The 19,293-nt window shown below is 63.9% G+C and carries 22 protein-coding genes; 7 read left to right on the forward strand and 15 right to left on the reverse strand.

Features of this window, described 5'->3' with window-relative positions; all coding sequences use genetic code 11:
- Positions 1 to 13 precede the first annotated feature (13 nt).
- The 3 genes from O3299_RS03275 (at position 14) to O3299_RS03285 (ending at position 3,635) form a co-directional block, all read left to right on the forward strand.
- Positions 14 to 481 (forward strand): (2Fe-2S)-binding protein, encoded by a 468-nt coding sequence (locus tag O3299_RS03275; protein ID WP_034782880.1) that lies wholly within the window; start codon positions 14 to 16, stop codon positions 479 to 481.
- Entirely contained in the window at positions 474 to 2,792 is a 2,319-nt protein-coding gene (locus O3299_RS03280) for a xanthine dehydrogenase family protein molybdopterin-binding subunit (RefSeq protein ID WP_305061498.1), read from the forward strand. Before O3299_RS03275 ends, O3299_RS03280 begins: the two co-directional genes overlap by 8 nt.
- 177 nt (positions 2,793 to 2,969) lie before the next feature.
- The gene (locus tag O3299_RS03285) at positions 2,970 to 3,635 is read left to right on the forward strand and encodes a dienelactone hydrolase family protein (RefSeq protein ID WP_077402643.1); all 666 of its coding nucleotides are present in this window, start codon (positions 2,970 to 2,972) and stop codon (positions 3,633 to 3,635) included.
- 9 nt (positions 3,636 to 3,644) lie between these two features.
- Here O3299_RS03285 and fghA read toward each other — a convergent pair whose 3' ends face one another.
- From fghA to O3299_RS03325, 8 genes are all read right to left on the reverse strand, one after another.
- Positions 3,645 to 4,511, reverse strand: coding sequence for an S-formylglutathione hydrolase (gene fghA, locus O3299_RS03290; protein ID WP_305061499.1), 867 nt, complete (start codon positions 4,509 to 4,511; stop codon positions 3,645 to 3,647).
- A 72-nt stretch (positions 4,512 to 4,583) separates the two neighbouring features.
- Positions 4,584 to 5,123 carry a hypothetical protein gene (locus tag O3299_RS03295; protein ID WP_305061500.1) on the reverse strand — a complete coding sequence of 180 codons (540 nt, stop codon included), beginning with the start codon at positions 5,121 to 5,123 and terminating at the stop codon, positions 4,584 to 4,586.
- Positions 5,123 to 5,986: an NAD-dependent protein deacetylase gene (locus O3299_RS03300; RefSeq protein ID WP_305061501.1), complete on the reverse strand. Its 864-nt coding sequence runs from the start codon at positions 5,984 to 5,986 to the stop codon at positions 5,123 to 5,125. The genes O3299_RS03295 and O3299_RS03300 overlap by 1 nt, the downstream gene beginning before the upstream one ends.
- A 48-nt stretch (positions 5,987 to 6,034) precedes the next feature.
- Positions 6,035 to 6,706: a signal peptidase I gene (lepB, locus tag O3299_RS03305; RefSeq protein WP_305061502.1), complete on the reverse strand. Its 672-nt coding sequence runs from the start codon at positions 6,704 to 6,706 to the stop codon at positions 6,035 to 6,037.
- A 160-nt stretch (positions 6,707 to 6,866) separates the two neighbouring features.
- On the reverse strand, positions 6,867 to 7,112 hold the full coding sequence (locus tag O3299_RS03310; protein ID WP_251351185.1) for a hypothetical protein: 246 nt from the start codon (positions 7,110 to 7,112) through the stop codon (positions 6,867 to 6,869).
- Positions 7,109 to 7,360 carry a hypothetical protein gene (locus O3299_RS03315; RefSeq protein WP_099664541.1) on the reverse strand — a complete coding sequence of 84 codons (252 nt, stop codon included), beginning with the start codon at positions 7,358 to 7,360 and terminating at the stop codon, positions 7,109 to 7,111. The genes O3299_RS03310 and O3299_RS03315 overlap by 4 nt, the downstream gene beginning before the upstream one ends.
- A 126-nt stretch (positions 7,361 to 7,486) precedes the next feature.
- Positions 7,487 to 9,115 (reverse strand): oleate hydratase, encoded by a 1,629-nt coding sequence (locus tag O3299_RS03320; protein WP_370385264.1) that lies wholly within the window; start codon positions 9,113 to 9,115, stop codon positions 7,487 to 7,489.
- Positions 9,116 to 9,194: 79 nt separating this feature from the next.
- Positions 9,195 to 9,734: a GNAT family N-acetyltransferase gene (locus O3299_RS03325; RefSeq protein ID WP_305053234.1), complete on the reverse strand. Its 540-nt coding sequence runs from the start codon at positions 9,732 to 9,734 to the stop codon at positions 9,195 to 9,197.
- Between the two features lie 81 nt (positions 9,735 to 9,815).
- Between O3299_RS03325 and O3299_RS03330 the strand changes: the two genes are divergently transcribed.
- Together O3299_RS03330 and O3299_RS03335 are read left to right on the forward strand one after the other, a co-directional pair.
- Positions 9,816 to 10,208 (forward strand): VOC family protein, encoded by a 393-nt coding sequence (locus O3299_RS03330; RefSeq protein WP_305053233.1) that lies wholly within the window; start codon positions 9,816 to 9,818, stop codon positions 10,206 to 10,208.
- Between the two features lie 415 nt (positions 10,209 to 10,623).
- The gene (locus O3299_RS03335) at positions 10,624 to 11,226 is read left to right on the forward strand and encodes a DUF5710 domain-containing protein (RefSeq protein WP_305053232.1); all 603 of its coding nucleotides are present in this window, start codon (positions 10,624 to 10,626) and stop codon (positions 11,224 to 11,226) included.
- Positions 11,227 to 11,441: 215 nt separating this feature from the next.
- On the opposite strand, the gene O3299_RS03340 is transcribed toward O3299_RS03335, so the two are convergent.
- Positions 11,442 to 12,026, reverse strand: a complete 585-nt coding sequence (locus O3299_RS03340) for a DinB family protein (protein WP_305061504.1) — start codon at positions 12,024 to 12,026, stop codon at positions 11,442 to 11,444.
- A 3-nt stretch (positions 12,027 to 12,029) separates the two neighbouring features.
- Entirely contained in the window at positions 12,030 to 12,305 is a 276-nt protein-coding gene (locus O3299_RS03345; RefSeq protein WP_305061505.1) for a hypothetical protein, read from the reverse strand.
- Here O3299_RS03345 and O3299_RS03350 point away from each other — a divergent pair.
- Positions 12,265 to 13,194 carry an HDOD domain-containing protein gene (locus O3299_RS03350; RefSeq protein WP_305053229.1) on the forward strand — a complete coding sequence of 310 codons (930 nt, stop codon included), beginning with the start codon at positions 12,265 to 12,267 and terminating at the stop codon, positions 13,192 to 13,194. The genes O3299_RS03345 and O3299_RS03350 overlap by 41 nt on opposite strands.
- A gap of 144 nt (positions 13,195 to 13,338) precedes the next feature.
- Complete coding sequence (locus O3299_RS03355; RefSeq protein ID WP_305061506.1) at positions 13,339 to 14,763, forward strand: alpha/beta hydrolase; 1,425 nt, start codon at positions 13,339 to 13,341, stop codon at positions 14,761 to 14,763.
- On the opposite strand, the gene O3299_RS03360 is transcribed toward O3299_RS03355, so the two are convergent.
- The 5 genes from O3299_RS03360 to O3299_RS03380 all read right to left on the reverse strand — a co-directional run bounded on the left by O3299_RS03360 (position 14,760) and on the right by O3299_RS03380 (position 19,263).
- Complete coding sequence (locus O3299_RS03360; RefSeq protein ID WP_289898982.1) at positions 14,760 to 15,461, reverse strand: ABC transporter ATP-binding protein; 702 nt, start codon at positions 15,459 to 15,461, stop codon at positions 14,760 to 14,762. The genes O3299_RS03355 and O3299_RS03360 overlap by 4 nt on opposite strands.
- A complete protein-coding gene (locus O3299_RS03365; protein WP_289898981.1) occupies positions 15,454 to 16,167 on the reverse strand; it encodes an ABC transporter ATP-binding protein in 714 nt (237 codons plus the stop codon). The genes O3299_RS03360 and O3299_RS03365 overlap by 8 nt, the downstream gene beginning before the upstream one ends.
- A complete protein-coding gene (locus tag O3299_RS03370; protein ID WP_305053227.1) occupies positions 16,160 to 17,122 on the reverse strand; it encodes a branched-chain amino acid ABC transporter permease in 963 nt (320 codons plus the stop codon). The genes O3299_RS03365 and O3299_RS03370 overlap by 8 nt, the downstream gene beginning before the upstream one ends.
- Positions 17,119 to 17,991, reverse strand: a complete 873-nt coding sequence (locus O3299_RS03375) for a branched-chain amino acid ABC transporter permease (protein WP_035817692.1) — start codon at positions 17,989 to 17,991, stop codon at positions 17,119 to 17,121. The genes O3299_RS03370 and O3299_RS03375 overlap by 4 nt, the downstream gene beginning before the upstream one ends.
- 105 nt (positions 17,992 to 18,096) lie before the next feature.
- The gene (locus O3299_RS03380; RefSeq protein WP_305053226.1) at positions 18,097 to 19,263 is read right to left on the reverse strand and encodes an ABC transporter substrate-binding protein; all 1,167 of its coding nucleotides are present in this window, start codon (positions 19,261 to 19,263) and stop codon (positions 18,097 to 18,099) included.
- Positions 19,264 to 19,293 lie beyond the last annotated feature (30 nt).

Here is a 19,293-nt window from a genome sequence, read left to right on the forward strand (position 1 = left end):
TTGAAAGTTTCTTATGTATAACATTACCGTGAATGGCCAGCCCTTCGGCACCGAGACCGACGCCGAGACGCCCCTGCTGTGGGTGTTGCGCGATGAAGTCAACTTGAAGGGCACGAAGTTTGGCTGCGGCATCGGCATGTGCGGCGCCTGCACCGTGCACGTGGATGGCCGCGCCATGCGTTCGTGCATTACGCCGATTGCCGCCGTGGCCGGCTGCGCCATCACCACCATCGAAGGCCTCTCGCCCGATGGCACGCATCCTTTGCAGCGGGCGTGGCTGGCCACGCAGGCGCCCCAGTGCGGCTATTGCCAGTCGGGCCAGATCATGCAGGCGGCCACCTTGTTGAAAGATTATCCGCAGCCGACGGATGCGAATATCGATGCCGTCATGAGCGGCAACCTGTGCCGCTGCATGGCATACGTGCGCATCCGCAAGGCCATCAAGCTGGCGGCCGGCATGCAGGAGGCGCCCGGTGTTTAAGTTGCCGAAAGAAAATTCTGCCGCCCGTCCCAGCTCGCTGGGCCGGCGCGGTTTCCTGATCGCCGCCGCCGGCACGGGGTTTACTTTGGCCTTCCTGCGCGCCGACAGTTCCCTGGCCGACAGCAAGGTGGCACGCGTGCCGCCCGCCAAGCCGGCCGCGCCCGTGTTCGACCCCAGCATCTGGTTCCAGATCGGCCGCGATGGCATGATCACCGTCAATATCGCCAAGGCGGAAATGGGCCAGCATATCGGTACGGCCCTGGCGCGCATCGTCGCCGAGGAACTGGAAGCGGACTGGAGCAAGGTACGCCTGCATTATGTGGATACGGACCCGAAATGGGGTTTGATGGTGACGGGCGGTAGCTGGTCCGTCTGGCAGAATTTCGACCCGCTCAGCCGTGCCGGCGCGGCCGGGCGCCTGGCGCTGGTCGAGGAGGGCGCGCGCCTGCTGCGCGTGCCCGTGTCCGCCTGCCACGCCAGGCTGGGCGTCGTGCACGGCCGGGGACGGTCGATCAGCTATGGCGACATCGTGCGCCGTGGTAAACTGGCGCGCCAGTACACGCCGGAGCAATTGAAAGCCATCGTGCTGAAAACGCCGCAGCAGCGCAGCCTGATCGGCCAGCACGTGCAGGCGCTGGACATTCCCGCGAAACTCAATGGCGCGGCCGTGTACGGCATCGATGCGCACGTCGAGGGCATGCTGTATGCGCGCCCGAAGATTCCGCCCACGCGCTACGGCGCGAAAGTGGTGTCCATCGATGATGCGGCCGCGAAAAAGGTCAAGGGCTACCTGCGTTCGTTCGCCTTGCAAGATCCCAGCGGCACGGTGCCCGGCTGGGTCATGGTGGTGGCCGAAACGTATGCGGCCGCCGTGCGCGCGGCCGACCTGGTGCAAGTGAAATGGCGGGCCGGCGCGGCGGCCCACGTGGCGGAGCAGGATATCCTCAACTACGCCACCAAGCAGCTGGCCGATGCCAGCCTGGGCGCGCGCGTGGTCGATGATGATGGCGTGGAGCAAGCGTTCAAGGATGCCAGCCTGCAACTGGAGCGCCACTACACGACCAGCACCGTGCTGCATTTCCAGCTGGAACCCGTGAATGCCCTGGCGCAGGAAATCGACGGCGTCTGGCACATTCATGCAGGCAACCAGTGGCAATCGTTGATCCTGCCCGTGCTGGCGCAAGCGCTGAAGGTGCCGGAGAGCAAGGTCATGCTGCACACCTATCTGCTGGGCGGCGGTTTCGGGCGGCGCCTGAATGGCGACTATTGCGTGCCGGCCGCCCTGGCGGCGCAAGCCGTGGGGCGCCCCGTCAAGATGATCTGCACGCGGGCCGACGATGCCCGTTTCGATTCGCCCCGTTCGCCGTCCGTGCAGCATGTGCGCATGGCGTTCGACGACGCGGGCAAGGTGTCGGCGATGGTGCACGAGGCCAGCGCCGGCTGGCCCACGCAAGCCATGATCCCCGCCTTCCTGGCCAAGGATAAGCAGGGCCATCCGTATGACCCGTTCGCCATCGCCGGCGCCGACCACTGGTATTCGGTGGGTGCGCAGCGCGTGCGGGCCGTGTCGAACGACCTGGCCAACAGCAGTTTCCGCCCCGGCTGGCTGCGCTCCGTGGGTCCCGGCTGGACGAATTGGGCTGTGGAAAGTTTCATGGACGAGGCGGCGCAGGCGGCCAAGGTCGATCCGCTGGCATTCCGCCTGTCCTTGCTGCAGGCGTCGGGCCGCAATGGGGGCAGCGCGCCGAACGCCGTCGGCGGCGCCGCGCGCCTGGCCCACGTGCTGCAGCGCGTGGCGGACAAGGCTGGCTGGGGCAAGGCCATGCCGCCCGACACGGGCCTGGGCATCGCCGCCACGTTCGGCCAGGAACGCGACATGCCCACCTGGACGGCTTGCGTCGCCCGGGTCAAGGTGGACCGCAGCACTTGCATGGTGAAAGTCGAAAAATTGTTCATGGTGATCGATGCGGGCAGCATCGTCGACCCCGATGGCGCGCTGGCGCAGGCGGAAGGGGGCGCCCTGTGGGGCGTGAGCATGGCCTTGCATGAGGGCACGGCTTTCCTGAACGGCGAAGTGAAGGATACCAACCTGAATACCTACACGCCCCTGCGCATGGCCGACGTGCCCGAGCTCGACATCGAATTCGTTGCCAGCACGCATACGGCGACGGGCATGGGCGAACCGCCCACGACGGCCGTGGCGCCGGCCATCGGCAACGCCATCTTCGCCGCCGTGGCGTCGCGCGTGCGGCATTTGCCGATCCGCCCGGAAGCCGTGCTGAAGGGGCTGGACCGGCACGGCGCCGTATAGTCCTGCCTTGCCGGTGACGATGCGCGAACGGCTGCGCAGGAATGGCCGCGGGCTGCTACACTGAAGTTAGCCGCCCGGGGCACGCAGGCTGTCCCCGGCCCGGCAAGATCAGCGTAAAATCAGCGTACAGCTTGACTTCAGCTTTAGCTTGATCCCAGCTCGATTGCGGAGGCAACCATGCAAGAACAATTTGTCAGCATTACGGCCGATGAACTTCAAATGGATGGCGTGCTTGAAATGCCCGAACGGCCGGTGGGCATCGTCCTGTTTGCCCACGGCGCAGGCGCCGACAGCGACTACCTGGGCGCTTCCAGCCACGCCACTTCCCAGGATTTTTTGCGGGCGGGCATCGCCACGCTGCGCTTCGACCAGGGCGGCGTCGAGCCTGGCGGCGGCAGCAATGGCCACGCGTATTTCGTGCGCAGCGATATCGTGCTGCTGGCGCGCCAGCTGGAAAAAGCCCTGGGCTGGCTGCAGCTCGACCCGTCCACGCGGCGCTTGCCCTGCGGCCTGTATGGCTATGGCACCAGCGCGGCCGTCGTGATGCAGCTGGCGGCCTGGCGCAGCGCGGAAATCGCCGCGCTGGCCGTGTGCGATGGCCAGGTGGAAATGGCCGGCAAGGCGGCGCTGGAAAACGTGCGCGTGCCGTCCCTGCTGATCGTGGGCGGGCGCGATCCCGATGTGGCTGGCCTGAACCGCATGGCGTTTGCCACCTTGCGCTGCGACAAACAATTGGAACAGATCGCCGCCCCTGGCGGCCCCGACACGCGCCACCAGGCGGCCTTGCTGGCGACGGACTGGTACACGCGCCATTTCAACGGGCATACCAGCACGGCGCAGTAGCGCAGCGGCTCAGGCGGCGCGCAAGTTCTTCGCATGGAAGCGCACGTGCTCTTCCATGAAGCTGGCGATGAAGTAATAGCCGTGGTCGTAGCCGGCATGGCGGCGCAGCTGCAGGGGCTGCCCGGCGTCGCGACACGCCGCTTCGAACACCTCGGGGCACAGTTGCTCGGGCAGGAACTTGTCGGCCAGGCCCTGGTCGATCAAGATGCCTTCGGGAAACAGTGGCGGCTGGCCCTGCAGGCCGTGCATCAGCGCGCTGGCGTCGTATTGCTGCCAGCTGGCCTCGTCGCTGCCCAGGTAGCCCGAAAACGCTTTCTTGCCCCACGGACATTGGCTCGGTGCGGCGATGGGGGCGAAGGCGGAAACGGAGCGGAACAGGTCCGGGTTGCGCAAGGCCAGCACCAGTGCGCCGTGGCCGCCCATCGAGTGGCCGAAAATACCCGTGCGCTGCGCGTCGATGGCCAGTTCCTGCTCCAGCAGGGCGCGCAATTCCAGGATGTAGCTGTACATGCGGTAGTGGCTGCTCCACGGCGCCTCGGTGGCGTCCACGTAAAAGCCGGCACCCACGCCGAAATCCCAGGAGTCGCTCTCGCCCGCGACGTTCGCGCCGCGGGGGCTGGTGTCGGGGGCGATCAGGATCAAGCCTTCTTCCGCGGCCACGCGCTGCGCGCCGCCCTTGATCATGAACGTTTCTTCCGTGCAAGTCAGACCAGCCAGGTAAAACAGGGCGGGGCGTTTGGTGGTGGCCACGCTGCCTGGCGCCGTATCGGGAATGAAGGCCGAGAAACGCATGGGCAAGCCGATGGCTTGCGCGTCGTGGCGATAAAAGCGTTGTACCCCGCCAAAACAGGCGTGTTCACTCAACAGTTCCAGCATGAATTCTCCTCGTTAATCTCACAGTATAGCCAGAGTGGGGGAGCGCTGTCATGGGCGGGCGCCGGCGGCGCGTCACCACTTGCAGCCGCTGTCGCCCGTCGCGCCTTTCAGCAGGAAGGGCAGCTTGGCCAGGCCGGCGAATTCCACATTGCCCAGCCGTGGCTTGTAATCGTTGTCGCACTTGGGCCGCGCGGCGCTGGCGATGGCTTGCGCCGTCTTGTTGCTGGTTGTCAATGCTGGCCCGGCGAGGGATGGCCCCTCCTGGCGCGCCGCTTCCTTGGCCAGGCGTTTCAAGGCGTCAAGGTCGAGCGCAGCGGGCGGCGGCAATGCTGCGGCGTCGGCAGCGGGCGCGGGCATTGCTGCTGGCGCTGGCGTGATGGCCACGGCATGCCGGGGTCGCGCCTGGCTTTTTGAGACGGCTGGCGGCAGGGGGCGCGCGGGCCGCGCTACGGGGGCCAAAAACAGCATTTGCATGCTGCGCTGCGGCAGCAAAGGGGGGACCGGCAGCTTGTTTGAACGCAGTACTTGCCATAGCAGCACATGCAGCAGCACGGCGATGCCGGCACCGGCCAGCATGCGTGCCGATTCCCGTGGCGGCGGCAGGGACCGCATCAATCCAGCATGGCCGCGATGAGCGGCAGGGTATCTTGCGCCGGCGCTTCCGTCTTGAAGGCCAGCAAATGGTCGGCGCGCGTCTTGCCCAGGTTGATGGCGGCCACGGGCTTGCCCGTTTCGGCTGCCATGCGGCACAGGCGAAAGCTGGAATACACCATGACGGACGAGCCCACCACCAGCAGGGCGCCAGCTTCCATCATTTTGCGCTCGGCTTCGGCCGCACAGGCGGCGGGTACGCCATCGCCGAAAAACACCACGTCCGGCTGCAGGGTGCCGCCGCAGCGGGGACAGACGGGCAGGTGGAAGGTGGCCAGCTGCGACGGCTCCAGCAAGGCGTCGCCGTCAGGCGCCGGCGTGGCCGTGGCGCCCAGCAACTGCGGATTGTCGTGTTCGAGCTGATCCTGGATCAGGCGGCGCGTGTGGCGAGCCCGGCAATCGAGACAGACCACGCCATGTATGCTGCCGTGCAACTCCGTGACGGCGGTACTGCCCGCTTGCTGATGCAGTCCATCCACGTTTTGCGTGACCAGGCCGCCTATTCTCCCGCGCCGGGCCAGTTGCGCGATGGCCAGGTGGCCGGGATTCGGCGTAGCGCGCGCCAGGGTCGGCCAACCCACCATGCTGCGCGCCCAGTAGCGGCGACGCACGGCTTCCTGGCGGCGAAAATCGGGGCCTTGCACGGGCGCATTGCCACGCCGCACGCCTTGCGTGTCGCGGTAATCGGGTATGCCGGACGCCGTGCTGATGCCGGCGCCCGTCAGCAGCAGCACGTCGGGATGGCGCCGCAGGAACTGTGCCAGCTGATCGAGGGCAAGATCGTCGCTGGCGGACCGCAGGCTGGCTGAGGGAAAATTTTGCATGATGTGCCATGCTAACCGAAAAGCATGGCGCCGTTGCAGGAGGGAGGTTTATTCCAGCTTCATGCCGAAGCGCTGCAGCCGCGGCTGCCAATGCTCCTGGATATTGGCCGACACGAGGATGCGCTCGGCCTTGCCGATCAGCAACGCGCGCGGCACGAAGCCGAAGTAGCGCGAGTCGGCGCTGTTGTCGCGGTTATCGCCCAGCATGAGGAAATGGTCGGTTGGCACCGTCACGGGGCCAAAGCTGCGCGCCGCGCCGGCCATTTGCGGCAAGACCTGGATGAGGTGCTGTTCGGTCTGGTTGCGTTCGCGGATGCGCTGCGCCGTCAGCTGGCCCACGTGGGCGATGGTTTCAGGGGCCGTGTCGAGCGCCGTGTACTGGGCGGGCTGGCCATTGATGACCAGCTGCTCATTGCGCATTTCCACCGTGTCGCCAGGCAGGGCGATGATGCGCTTGATCAGGCGCGTGCCGTCTTTCGGCGAGGAAAAGGTGACGATGTCGCCCCGCTGCGGTTCGCCCAGGCGCTGCAGCACGATATCGGTGAGCGGCACTTTCAGGTTGAAGGCGAGGCGGTTGACGAAGACCACGTCGCCTTCGAGCAGGTTGGGGCGCATCGACGCCGACGGGATGGGATTCCAGTCCGCCACGGCCGTGCGGAACACGCCGAACAGCAGAAGGAACATCAAAAAACCTTTGTTGGCGCGCATCCATGTGCTCATGTCGGCTCTTTCGCTGGGCAGTGCCCGTGAGGGTGAAGGGAAGCGCCATTGCTGCTGGCGCCATATCACGATGCACGGCGAGGCTGAAGCCAGTCTTAAATCAACGCAGGCGCGGCCGATGGCGTGACCATTGTTGTGTGCACGCATCACTACGCCGGTTTCAGGGATGCCGGCACGGCGCATGCGCGTCGTCGTCGCCGTTGCGCCGGCGCTTGCCGTGCATCTCGTCCCACAGCTCGCCGAGCGCTACCAGCAAGCCGCCAGCCACGAAGGGGATCGCCACCAGCCAGGGAATACTGTCGAGCCATGGGCCCAGCAGGATGGCCGAGGCCACGGCGATGACGATGGCGCTGCACCAGAAGCGGCGCGGATGCCGGAGCGTGAACAGGTAGTGAAGGTCGTTCATAAATCCTCCTTGGTGAGCAGGCGGAACAGCCGGGCGGCCAGAATGCTGCTGACGGCAATGACGATGCAGCCATCCAGGAAAAACAGCACCTTGCCCACCAGATGCATGCCCTGTACGAGGTAGACGGGCAATTCCTGCGCTTCCGCCCACTGCGTCATGCGTGCCAGCACGATGGCGGCGGCAAAGATGGCGACGGCCAATGCCAGCACCAGCAGCACATGTTCGAACAGGCGTAGCCGCACTTTCATGTTGGACTTTGCAAGATAGATAAGATTCCCGAACCTTGACGTTATCAGTCCATTATCACGGTGCCTTGCGCTGCCACAAAGTCGCGGCCGATAGCCTGAAAACGGCCTTGAGCCCGCAAAATTCGCCTATTTGAACGCCTTGATGACGGCGTCCAGCTTGACCTTCAGCGACTTGTCGTGCGCGTGGATGGCCGGCACTGCGCGCTGCACGCCCAGCAACTGGTAGACGGCCGTCTGCGCTGCGCGCACCGAGTATTCCACGGTGAAGACGACATCGTCGGCGATTTCCACGAACTGGCTGACGAAGGCCAGGTTGACGGAGCTGGCCGGCACGGGCAGGGGACGGTCGCTCTTTGCGCGGGGCATGAACATGCTGGTGATGTAGGGCATGCGGCAGGGAATGCAGTTCGCCGTGGCCATGAGCTCGAGGTCGAAGTTCAGGTGGCCGCACAGCTCGCGCAGGATGTCCTCTCCGCTGCAGTCGGACATGGGCTTGGCGACGAAGTTGCCGATGCGGTCAGGGTGCAGCGCGTAGCCCCAGAATACTTGCACGCCCGCAGGCTGGCCGGCGAAATGGGGCTGGTGCGCCAGCACGATGGACATGAGCCAGTTGCTGTCCTTGAAGGTGACGAGGCCGCCCGTGCCCGCGCTGTTGCCCGTGAATTGCTCCATCCGGTCAAAGAAGGCGCTGTCCTTCAAGGTGACCGTGTACGAGGCCCAGTACGATTCGGGGATGCTGCCGTTGAAGGCGGCGGGGCGTCCCAGTTCCGGCCGGCCCTCGGCCAGCTTTTCCCACAGGCGCCAGCCATGGCTGTCGTGCTTCGTGCGCCTGGCGGGCGCGCGGTGCATGCTGCCATAGCTGGATGCATCCGTCATCGAGGCATTCTGGAAAAACACCAGGTCGCCCGCGGCGACGGGGACCACGTCGGCCAGGCCGCGGCGCTGGCAGGCAATGGCGGTGGCGCTCAGGCGGCCATCGGATTCTTGCACCTCGATATCGGTCACCGTGCAATCCATGATGAGGTTCACGCCTTGCGCCTGCAGCCAGGCGACCAGCGGGCGCACCAGCGAATCGTACTGGTTGTAGACGGTGCGCTTGACGCCTGCCAGGGTTTCGATGCGCGAAAACTCGAGCATGAAGCGGTGCAGGTAGCGCTTGAACTCGACGGCGCTGTGCCAGGGCTGGAAGGCGAACGTGGTGGCCCACATATACCAGAATCGGGTGTCGAAGAATGCGGGCGAGAGCCAGTCCGTGATGGCGCTGCTGCCCAGCGTGTCTTCGTCCGCTTCCGCCAGCTTCAGCAGTTCCAGCCTGTCCTGCATGGAAAAGCCCATGCTGCTGACGTCGACCTTGAAACGGTTGCGGTCGACCAGCCGCGCGCGCGAGTGGGGAAGGTGCAGTTCGTTGAAGGCGACGGTTTCGTCGTAGACGCTCTGGCCCGCATGCTCGAGCGAGGGGATGCTCTTGAACAAGTCCCAGGTGCACTCGTAATTGTCGGTGGTCAGCATGCGCCCGCCGCGCAGGGTATAGCCATCTTCGGCATTGCCGCCGCCGTCGAGGCTGCCCCCGGTCACGGGCGACGCTTCGAAAATGGTGATGTTGCTGCCTTGCATGCCGCCGTCGCGTATCATGAAGGCGGCCGCGGCCAGCGAGCCGATGCCGCCGCCGACGAGGTAGGCTTTCTTGTCTGTATTGCGCATGTTGTTCCCTGAGTGTGAGTGCATCCGCGTGTGCGAAAGGCTGGCAAGCGACATGGCCGACGTCGCGCCACATTTGCCTATTTTACAACATCAGGTAAGGGCCGCCTGTTTTAGAGAGCAGTTGCTCGGTTTTTCAGGCGCCCGCGTGTTCCTTGCGCCGTTCAAAGTACAGCAAGTCCGACCAGGCATCCTGGAAGCGCATGGCTTTTTCCGAACGGCCATACTGGTGAAAGCCGTTGCGCTGCATGACGGCGACCGAGCCCAGGTTTTGCGGCCGCGCCGTCGCTTCCACGCGCCACAGGTCCAGCGTGCCGAAAGCCTCTTCCAGCAGCAGGGCCACCACGCGCGTGGCGTAGCCGCGTCCGCCGAACCGTTCGCCGATGCGGTAGCCGAGCGTCGCCTTGTTGAAATAGGGGCGCGTGACGGCCGTCAAGTTGACCCGGCCGATGATTTGCCCGTCCAGCTTGGCCAGATACTGGTAGGCGAGATCCTGCTGGCGTTCGCGCTGCGCCTGCTCGATGGCGGCGGCGATGGCTTCCTGGTGGTAATAGGATGGCGCGCGCGCCGTGACCCAGCTTTCAAAGTACGCGCGGTTTTCCAGTTCGAAGGCCAGCAAGGCGGAAAGGTCGGCGCTGGAGGGGGCGAACAACTGAAGGAGGTCGAGGTCTGGCATGGGATCGTGTGGGAATGCGATGCGCCATTATAATCAGCTCGCGCATCTCGCCGCACATGCATGAATTCATGAAGGAGCAGCATGCTGTCCCATATCTGTCTCGGCACCAACGACTTTTCCCGCGCTTACGCGTTCTACACTGCCCTGCTGGGAGAGCTGGGCTTGATCGAAAAATTCCATGACCGGGACAAGCCCTGGGCGGGCTGGATGGCGCAGGATGCGCCGCGGCCCTTGTTCGTGCTGACGGCGCCGCACGACGGCTTGCCGGCGGCTCCCGGCAATGGCCAGATGACGGCCTTGCTGGCGGCCAGCCGCGCGCAGGTGGACCGCTGCCACCGGGCCGCGCTGGCGCTGGGCGCCGTGTGCGAAGGGCCGCCCGGCCTGCGGCCCCATTACCACGCCCATTACTATGGCGCCTACTTCCGCGACCTCGATGGTAACAAGCTGTGCGTGTGCTGCCACGCCGGGGAATAATTCCGGCCGCTAGTAAACCATCAGATGAAGCTTCTACATTCGTCAAACAAAAGCATACTTCGTCCTCAAATACATTTCCTCATTAGAAAAGTTAGACTTGGTTTGGTCATCAAACTACAGCTAATTTGCATTTGAAAAATTATTGTTTGGGATGATGAATTTTAAAAATAAGAAGATTTTGCATCTGCGATAAGCAGCCTCCGGAATCCGAGTTTCTTATCCATTGGTTTTTTGAGGTCGAGAATATTGTCGCGGTTAATTGATGCATTTAAAAAGCAAGAATTGTTCGGAAGCGGAATTTACCTGGCACTGGCTCGTTATATAATTCAAGGATATTCGGTTGTGCAAAGTCAGTGTTGTGGTGACGCCAATCAATTTTATTATTGACGACTAATAAAAGGTGAGGAGGAACCGTATGGCACGTATTAATCTCAACGTACCGTTTTCTGAGAAAGACGAAGCCAAGCAACTTGGAGCTCGATGGGATGCTACCCTGAAGGTTTGGTTTGTGCCTGACGGTGTGGACTCCAGTGCTTTTGGTCGTTGGCTGCCGACGGTACCGGACGTTAATATTCGATCACAGCGTTATGGTATCGCTCAAACAGAGACAGTTTGCTGGAAGTGCGACGAGTTGACGCGAGTATATGGATTTGTTTTGCCACCAGGGCATCAGACGGTAGAACAGGACGAGGACGGTGTCGATGAATGGTATGAGCACGATAGTTCGGCGATGGCTCTTTACGTTACTGATCTTCCACCTACCGTTATCGCTCGTCTTAAACTGATAACACGTCACTATTACGTGGACTTCAGCAAAACTACCAACAGCTCATATTGGATGAACCACTGTGAAAACTGCGGTATGAAACACGGCGATTTCGCGATATATTGTGAGCCTGGGGGCGCTTTCTTTCCGATGGACGAGTATGCCAATTCAAAGATTTCACTTCAATCTGTGCATGAGCCATTTTGCTGTAATGGAGATGCTGCGTATGGCGGACTATTCGAAGACAACTGACGATTCGTGGCTGGTATCCGCGCTAAAGTAGGTCATATTTCGCTGCAACTCAACAGTGAAGTTTCCCGCGACAATGGTATCGAGGATTGCATACGTAGAGCATTGTTCAATACTTGTAGTCGGTATTCCGATCAACAACTTGCTGCTCTAGCACTATCGTTAGCTGCGATTTCTCTTATTTCAATTGCATCTAAGAAGTTTTCTCATGTTTGCATTCAGCGTGGCCCCCACACGTCGTCTTCCGTCCAGCCCAGTTCCAGGAAGTCCTGCGCCCGCTCTCCCGCTTCGCCGGCGCAATAGAATTCGTCGAGCTGGGGCGGCGCGATGCGCGTGCCGGCCAGCATGGCGTGCACTTGCCCCCGGTGGTGGATCTGGTGCTGGAACAGGTGGGCCAGCATGCGCTGGCGCGTGTCGACTTGCGGCGTGTCGCGCAGGATCGTCACGGGCCGCGCCAGGTCGGCGTCGCACAGACTGCGGCAGTGGGCGATCAGGCGCGCGTCAGACGCATGCTGAGCCGCCTGCAGCGTGGCGCAGTCGGTAAATGGCTCGTCCTGTTCAAAGAAGGCATAGCAGTCGGCATGCGGCGCCTCGCCGCGCAGCTCGCGCTCCAGCGCGTCGAGATAAAACCAGTCGCATGTGAGGATGTGGTTCAGGGTGAACTGGATGGTGGGGAAAAAACTGACGCGCGTCGCCTGGAATTCGGCCAGATTTAGCTCGCCGCAGGCTTTCAGCAGGCGGTGGTTGCTCCAGGCGTTGTTGTACGCCTGGGTGGTGACGTAGCGGGCCAGCATATTGCTCATGATTTACCTTGCAAAGAGGGGAAACTGCGAGAGCGCCACTGTAGCACTTTGCGGCAGGTGGACCAAGGCGGCCACGCCCGCCGCACCGGCACGGCTGTCATCAAGTAAAATCGCGCAGCGGATGTCGCGATAGTGATGCATATAGGGCTGGAAAAGCAAAATGGGTTGGATAGGAAAATTACTGAACGGCGGCGAAAAAAGCAAGCTTGCGCCAGTCACGGCAGCGGCGGCGCCCGAGATGACACGGCAGCCAGCCACCATCACCGAAATCGATGCCATCTACTACCGCTGGCTGGCGGCCGCGGGTTCGGCGCAGGCGACAGCGCAGGCTGAACAGCAGATTCTGGACGAATTGACGCGCCTGGCCAGTGAACCGATCGCTGGCGCCGCGCTGGTGCCGCGCATTCCCGCCATCATTCCGCAGTTGATGCGTACCTTGCAAAATGAAAACATGAGCGCGGCCGAGCTGTCGCGCCAGCTGGCCCAGGACGTGCCGCTGGTCGCCGAGGTCTACCGCGAAGCGAACCGGCCCCGCTACCATTCGCGCTACAACGCCAGCCCGTCGATCAACAATATGGAAGGCGCCATCATGCTGCTCGGGCAAAACGGCATGCGCATGCTGCTCGCCCGCGTCGCCTTCCGCCCCATCGTCAGCATGCAGAGTGGCGGGTTGACCATACGCACGGCGCCGCTGATCTGGCGCCAGTCCGAGAAATGTGCGCTGGCGGCCAACCTGGTCGCGCCCGCAATGCAGGCCAACGCCTTCGACGCCTATCTGGCGGGGCTGATGGCCAATGTGGGCCTGGTGGTGGCGTTCCGCCTGATCGACCAGATGCACGCGCCCGATGCCTTCCCGCAATCGGACGCCTTCATTGCCCAGGTGTTTGCGCAAGCGCGCATCTTGTCGGTACGGATCGCCGAATTATGGGAGTTTCCCGAGTCCGTGACCCGCGCGATCGGGCAGGCCGGCACCGATGACCACGCCGATCCGCAGGCGCAAGCGCTGGCGCTGGGCGATCGCTTGAGCAAGCTGCGCATGCTGGTCGATACTGGCCGCTTTCCTGCCGATGATCCCTTCGTGATGACCGGGCTGAGCAAGGCCGAGCTGCAGGTGTTTGACAAGCTGGCCGACGACGACGACGACGACGACGACGAGGACGACGAGTGACGGCCGCAGGCCGGTCGAACTGCACCCCGGCCCGGTAGCAGATTCTTGCGGTCAGGGCCGCGATTGCGTGGTAATCTGGCAACTAAATGAGTGGCCAATGTACCACTCCATCCTGTCGTATGCCCATGCTGCCGAGGAGGTTCCTTGCTTCCATTTCGCCTTTCCATGCTTGCCGCCGCGTGTTTGGTAACAGCGGCGCAGCCCTGCGCCGCCGCGCCGGACACACTGCCCGTCAAACCGGCCTTCGCAGCGTCCGCCTGTGCGGTGCCGGTGCTGCCCGGCGAAAAGATAGAGTGCGGCGTGCTGACCGTCCCCGAGCATCGGGGCAAGGCCGACAGCCGCGCCATCGCCTTGCCGGTCATGATTTTCCGTAGCGGCGCGGCCACGCCCGCCGCCGATCCCGTCGTGTATCTCCCGGGCGGGCCGGGCTTGAGCAGCATCGACGGGCGCAGCAGCGGCAAAGGCAATCCCTTCCTGCTGGAACGCGACCAGATATTGCTGGAAGGACGCGGCAACAAGCATGCGCAGCCTTCGCTCGCCTGTCCTGAGCTGAACGTGCTGCGGGCGGCTGACGCCTCGCCGGCCGTGCAGACCGAGGCCGTTGCGCGCTGCCGCGCCGGGCTGGTGGCGTCCGGCATCGATCTGGACGGCTACACGTCGGCGGAATCGGCGGACGACCTCGACGATCTGCGCCGCCTGCTCGGCATCGCGCAGTGGAACCTGATCGGCTACTCCTACGGCACCCGCCTGGCGCAGACGGTGCTGGCGCGGCATCCCGAGGGCGTCCGCAGCGTGGTGCTCGATTCCGTGCTGCCGGTTGACATCAACTATGACGAAATGGCCGCCGCGCCGCTGCGGCGCGCCATCGACCTGGTCCTCGACGGCTGCGCGACGGAACCTGCGTGCGACGTGCGCTATCCGGACCTGCGCGGACGCTTGGACGCGCTGCTTGCGCGCGCGGACCGCGACGGCATCGCGGCGCCCGGGCGCGTGCTGCGCCGGCGCGATATCGTCAATGCCCTGGCCGAGGGCTTGCAGCAGCCCGCGCTGATCCCCGCCTTGCCTCGCCTGATCAGCGAAGCGGGGCAGGGACGCCCGCAAGGCTTGCTGCCATTGCTGCGCAGCAAGCCTTCCAGTTTCAACTGGGGACTGCGCCTGTCGATCTGGTGCGGCGAGGAGATGCCGTTCGAGCAGCCCGACCGCATGGCTGCGCAAGTGGCGCCGGCCCTGGGGCTGGGCGGCGTGGATAACCGCACGGCGACGCCCGGGATGTGCGGCGCCTGGCGCGTTGCAGCGGCTGCGGCGCAGGCAAACGATGCCGTGAAAAGCGACGTGCCGGTACTGATCCTGGCCGGCGAATTCGATCCCGTGACGCCGCCAGCCTGGGGCCGGCGCCTGCTGCGCAGCATGCCCAACGCGCGCTTCGTGCAGATACCGGGCCAGGCGCATGGCGCCATGTTCAACCGCTGTGGCGGACAGCTGACGCTGGCCTTCCTGCGCGACCCGCGCGCGCCCCTGAACCTCGACTGCGTGGCGAAGATGCCGGGGCTGGTGTTTTCCGGCGACTAGCGCGCAAAGTAGAGCGCATGCAGGTGCTCGAGGTCGACCTCTGAGGCCGCCTGCGACAGCGCCACCTTGCCGCTTTGCATCAGGTAGACGTGGTCGGCCACGCCCACGGCGCGCGCCGTGTTCTGCTCCACTAAAATGATGGTGCGCTTGCCATCGTTCAGGCGCGCCAGGATCTCGAACAGTTCGTTGACCACCAGCGGGGCCAGTCCCAGCGACGGCTCGTCGATGATCAGCAGCGACGGGTCCGACATCAGGCCCCGTGCCATCGCCAGCATCTGCGCCTCGCCGCCGGACAGGGACCCTGCCAGCTGCCTGCGGCGCTCGTGCAGGCGCGGGAACATGGCGTAGGCTTCCGCCAGGCGCGCAGGCATGTGGCTGCGGTGCTCCTTCGGAAAGGCGCCCATGATCAGGTTTTCTTCCACGCTCATGTCGCGGAACGTCATGCGCCCCTCGGGTATCATCGTGACCCTCGCGTCGCTCATCTTCCACGTCGGCGTGCCGTTGATGGGCGTGCCATCGAGCGCGATGCTGCCCGCGCCCACGGGCAGCAAGCCCATGATGGCGCGCAGCAGGGTGGTCTTGCCGGCCCCGTTCGGGCCGATGATGGTGGTCAGCTTGCCCTTCTGGATGGACAGCGACACATCCCACAGCACATTGATGGCGCCATAGCCGGCGCGCAGATTCTCTATGTTAAGCATGCGCGGCTCCCGTATAGCTTTCGATGACAGCCGGGTCGCGGAAGACCGCATCGGGCGTGCCGTCGGCGATCAGCTGGCCGAAATTGAGCACGGCCACGCGCTGGCACAGATTGCTGATGGTTTCGATATCGTGCTCGATCATGACGATGCCCACGCCAAAGGCGGCATGCAAATCCTTCAGCATGCCCATGAAACGGCGCTTGCCATTCGTTTCCAGTCCCGCCAGCACTTCGTCGAGCAGCAGCAGTTTCGGGTTCGTCGCCAGCGCCTTGGCCACTTCCAGCGCCTTCAATTCCGTCAGCGCCAGTTCGCTGGCCGCGTCGCGCTGCGCCTTGTCCGCGAGGCTCGTGAAGTCGAGGATTTCATCGATCTTGCGCATGTCCACTTTGCCGGTGCCGAAGCGCTGCGCCACGACGAGGTTTTCGCGCACCGTCAATTCATGCATGGGCTGCGGAATCTGGAAGGTGCGGCCCAGCCCCAGGCGCGCGCGCTGGTACATGGGCGTGGCCATGATGTCGCGCCCCTCGAAGCTGATGCCGCCGCTGGTGGGGCGCACCAGGCCGGAAATGGCGTTGAACAGGGTGGTCTTGCCGGCGCCGTTCGCGCCCACCAGGCCGATCACGTCGTGGCTGCCCACCTTCAGGGTGACGGAATCGACGGCCGTCAGGCCGCCGAAGCGCACGGACACATTATCGAGTTCAAGCATGTGCTTTTTCCTTCGCATTGACGAGTTTGCGCAGCAGCGGCAGCAAGCCGTTCGGACTGAAGACGATCATCGCCACCAGCAGCATGCCCAGCACCAGCTGGTGGCCCGTGGGGATCAGCGATTTGAAAATCAGCTGGTCGACCAGGTAGACCACCACGGCGCCCAGCACGGGGCCGAGTATCGTGCGGTAGCCGCCGAAGATGGCCGCCACGATGGGCAAGGTCACCCACAGGCTGTTGAAGGCGTAATCCGGTTCCAGGAAATTGATGTAGTGGGCGTTGAAGGCGCCGAACAGGCCCGCCATGAAGGCCGATACGAGCAGCATGGCGCCTTTCAGCAGGGTGCTGTTGACGCCGACGACGCGCGTGGCGTCTTCGCTGTCGTGCATGGCGCGCAGGGCGATGCCGTAGTGGCTGGCGCGGATGCGGCTGTAGGCAAACGCGCACGCCACCACCAGGGTCAGTACCACCAGGTAGGCGCCTGTCTTGCTGGCCAGGTCGAAGCCGAAGACGGTAGGCAAGGCCGGGATATTGTTGATGCCGCCGGCGCCGCCCGTCACGGAACTCCATTCCGTGGCCAGGATGCGGAAGATGTGGGCGTAGGCGAGGATGGCCAGCGCAAAATACGGCCCGCGCAGGCGCAGCACGGGCAGCATGATGACGGCGGCGACGGCCGCGCCCGCGCCACCGAGCAGCATGGCGGCAAACACGGGCAGGCCCAGTTTTACGGTGGCCAGCGCGGAGACATACGCGCCTACGCCGAAGAAGGCTGCGTGGCCGAAGCTGACCATGCCGCCCAGGTTGCCCAGCAGGGCCCAGGACATGGCTACGCCGCCGATGATCAGGGCCGCCACCACCATGCTCATCACATACTGGTTGGCGCCCAGGGCCAGCGGCACGGCGACATAGGCGGCCAGCAGCAGGCCCGTCATGGATATCAGTGTCGAGCGCTTCATCCGCGCCTCCGTTGTGCGCCGAACAAGCCGTTCGGCATGATGAACAGCACCAGCAGGAACAGCACCATGCCGGACAATTCCTGCAGCGCGGAGCTGGCCAGGGTGACGGTCAGCGCTTCGGCCACGCCCAGCAGCACGGCGGCGAGCAGCACGCCGGGGATGGAGCCGATGCCGGCCAATACCGTGATGATGAAGGCTTTCACCGTCAGCGCGCCGCCGTAGGCCGGCTGGATCACGCCATAGCTGAACAGGGCGACGCCCGCGAAGGCGGCCAGGATGCCGGCGACCAGGAAGGACACCAGTTCCGTGCGGCCCGGGTCGATGCCCATCAGCTTGGCCGCGTCGCGGTTGCTGGAGACGGCGCGCACGGCGCGGCCATACCAGCTGGTGGACAGCCAGCGCCACAGCGCCGCCATCAGCACCAGGCTGACGCCAAAGAAAATCACTTCGCTGCGCATGCTGAAAAACGGGCCGATTTCAAACCCTTCCTGCAGCCAGCTCGACGACGTCGAGCGGATGTCGGCCTTCCACACGAGCAGGATGAAATTGGTGAGGATGACGCCGATGCCGTAGGTGAGGATCAGCGAATTGATTTCGCGGTCTTTCTTGATGCGGCTGACGATCAGGTAGACGCCCACGGACGTCAGGCTGACGATCACCAGCGCGATGGGAATGGCGAACATGGGACCGAGGCCCAGGCCCGATTCGACGCTGTAGGCGATGTAGGCGGCCAGCAGCACCAGTTCGCCGTGCGCCAGGTTGATCACTTTCATGGTGCCGAAGACCAGCGCCAGTCCTAGTGCGATCAGGGCGTAGGAGCCGCCCTGCAGCAAGCCCGAATACAGGGCTTGCAAGATTAATTCTGTCATGTCGTCATCCCGTCAGGCAGCCCAAGGGCATCGCGAAGATGCGCCTGGGCTGCCGTTCATCGGTGCGCGCCCGGGCGGACGCGCGCGTGCGCAGCGGGAGGCTGCCTACCAGGGCAGGGCTGGATAGGCCAGCTTGCCCGTCGCGTGTTCCTTCGGCCAGACGATCACCACTTTCTTGTCCTGGTGCTGCGCCATGCGGTGCACGAAGTTCTGGTTGTCGCCGTTGGCGGCGAACTGCACCCGGCCGATCAGGGTTTCGCGGTCCGTCTTGCGCATTTCCTCGGCCACGCCGCCTTTCTTGATGGTGCCCTTGTCGGCCGCGCGCGCGATCGCTTCGAACAGCAGCATCGACTGCACATAGCCGAACTGGCCCAGGTAGTCCGGTTCCTTCTTGTACAGCTGCTTGTAGGCGTCGCTGAACGCCTTGCCGTCGGCCGTCTTGAATTCGGTAGGGAAGGGCAGCAGGGCTGTGCCGAAGACGTTCGGCATCAGGTCGGGGAAGTCGGCCGCCATTTTTGGCGTGGCCAGCGACCACACGCCCACCATGGCCTTGATCTTCGGCTTCAGGACGCGGGCGGCGCGGATGATGCCCACATAGTCGTTTTCATAGCCGACCATGGCCACCACTTCCGATTTGTCCTGCAGCTTGATCTTGTTGATGATGGGCTTGAAGTCCGTAATCGCCGGGTCGAACGAGTGCGTCGTCACTTTCACGCCCTTGGCTGCCAGGGCTTTTTCCACGTCCTTCGCCAGGCCCGTGGTGGCATCCTTGGTCGAATACACGATGGAGACGGACTTGGCGCCCACGTCGGCAAGCAGTCCCAGCATGGCTTTTTCGTAGCCGGCCGTGTTATTGATGCGGAAAAAATTCTTGCGCCCGCTGGACACCAGGCTGTCGTCCACGCCGCCCGAGGTGATGTAGACGAGGCCCAGTTTGTTCGCCGTGTCCGAGGCGGGCGAGATATTGTTCGAGCCATAGCCGCCCGTGATGGCCACCACGCCCTGGCTGGCCAGCTTTTCCACGGCGGCGATGGCCTTGGCGGGCGCCGATTCGTCGTCGACGGTGATGATCTTGATGGTGTGCTTGCCGTTGGTCTTGTTGAAGACTTCGGCCGCGACCATGATGCCTTCCTGCATGCCGGCGCCGACACGCGCCAGGTTGCCCGTCAGCGGGATTTCCGCGCCGACCAGGAATTCGTCGGCGCTGGCCTGCGTCATCCAGGCGCTGGCAACCAGTGCTGCCATGGCGATGCGTGTGTAGGTGCGTTTCATCGTGTCTCCTCCGGTGATGTGGCTTGGTTT

It is taken from the genome of Janthinobacterium sp. SUN176, assembly GCF_030587335.1.
Classification (GTDB): domain Bacteria; phylum Pseudomonadota; class Gammaproteobacteria; order Burkholderiales; family Burkholderiaceae_D; genus Janthinobacterium; species Janthinobacterium kumbetense.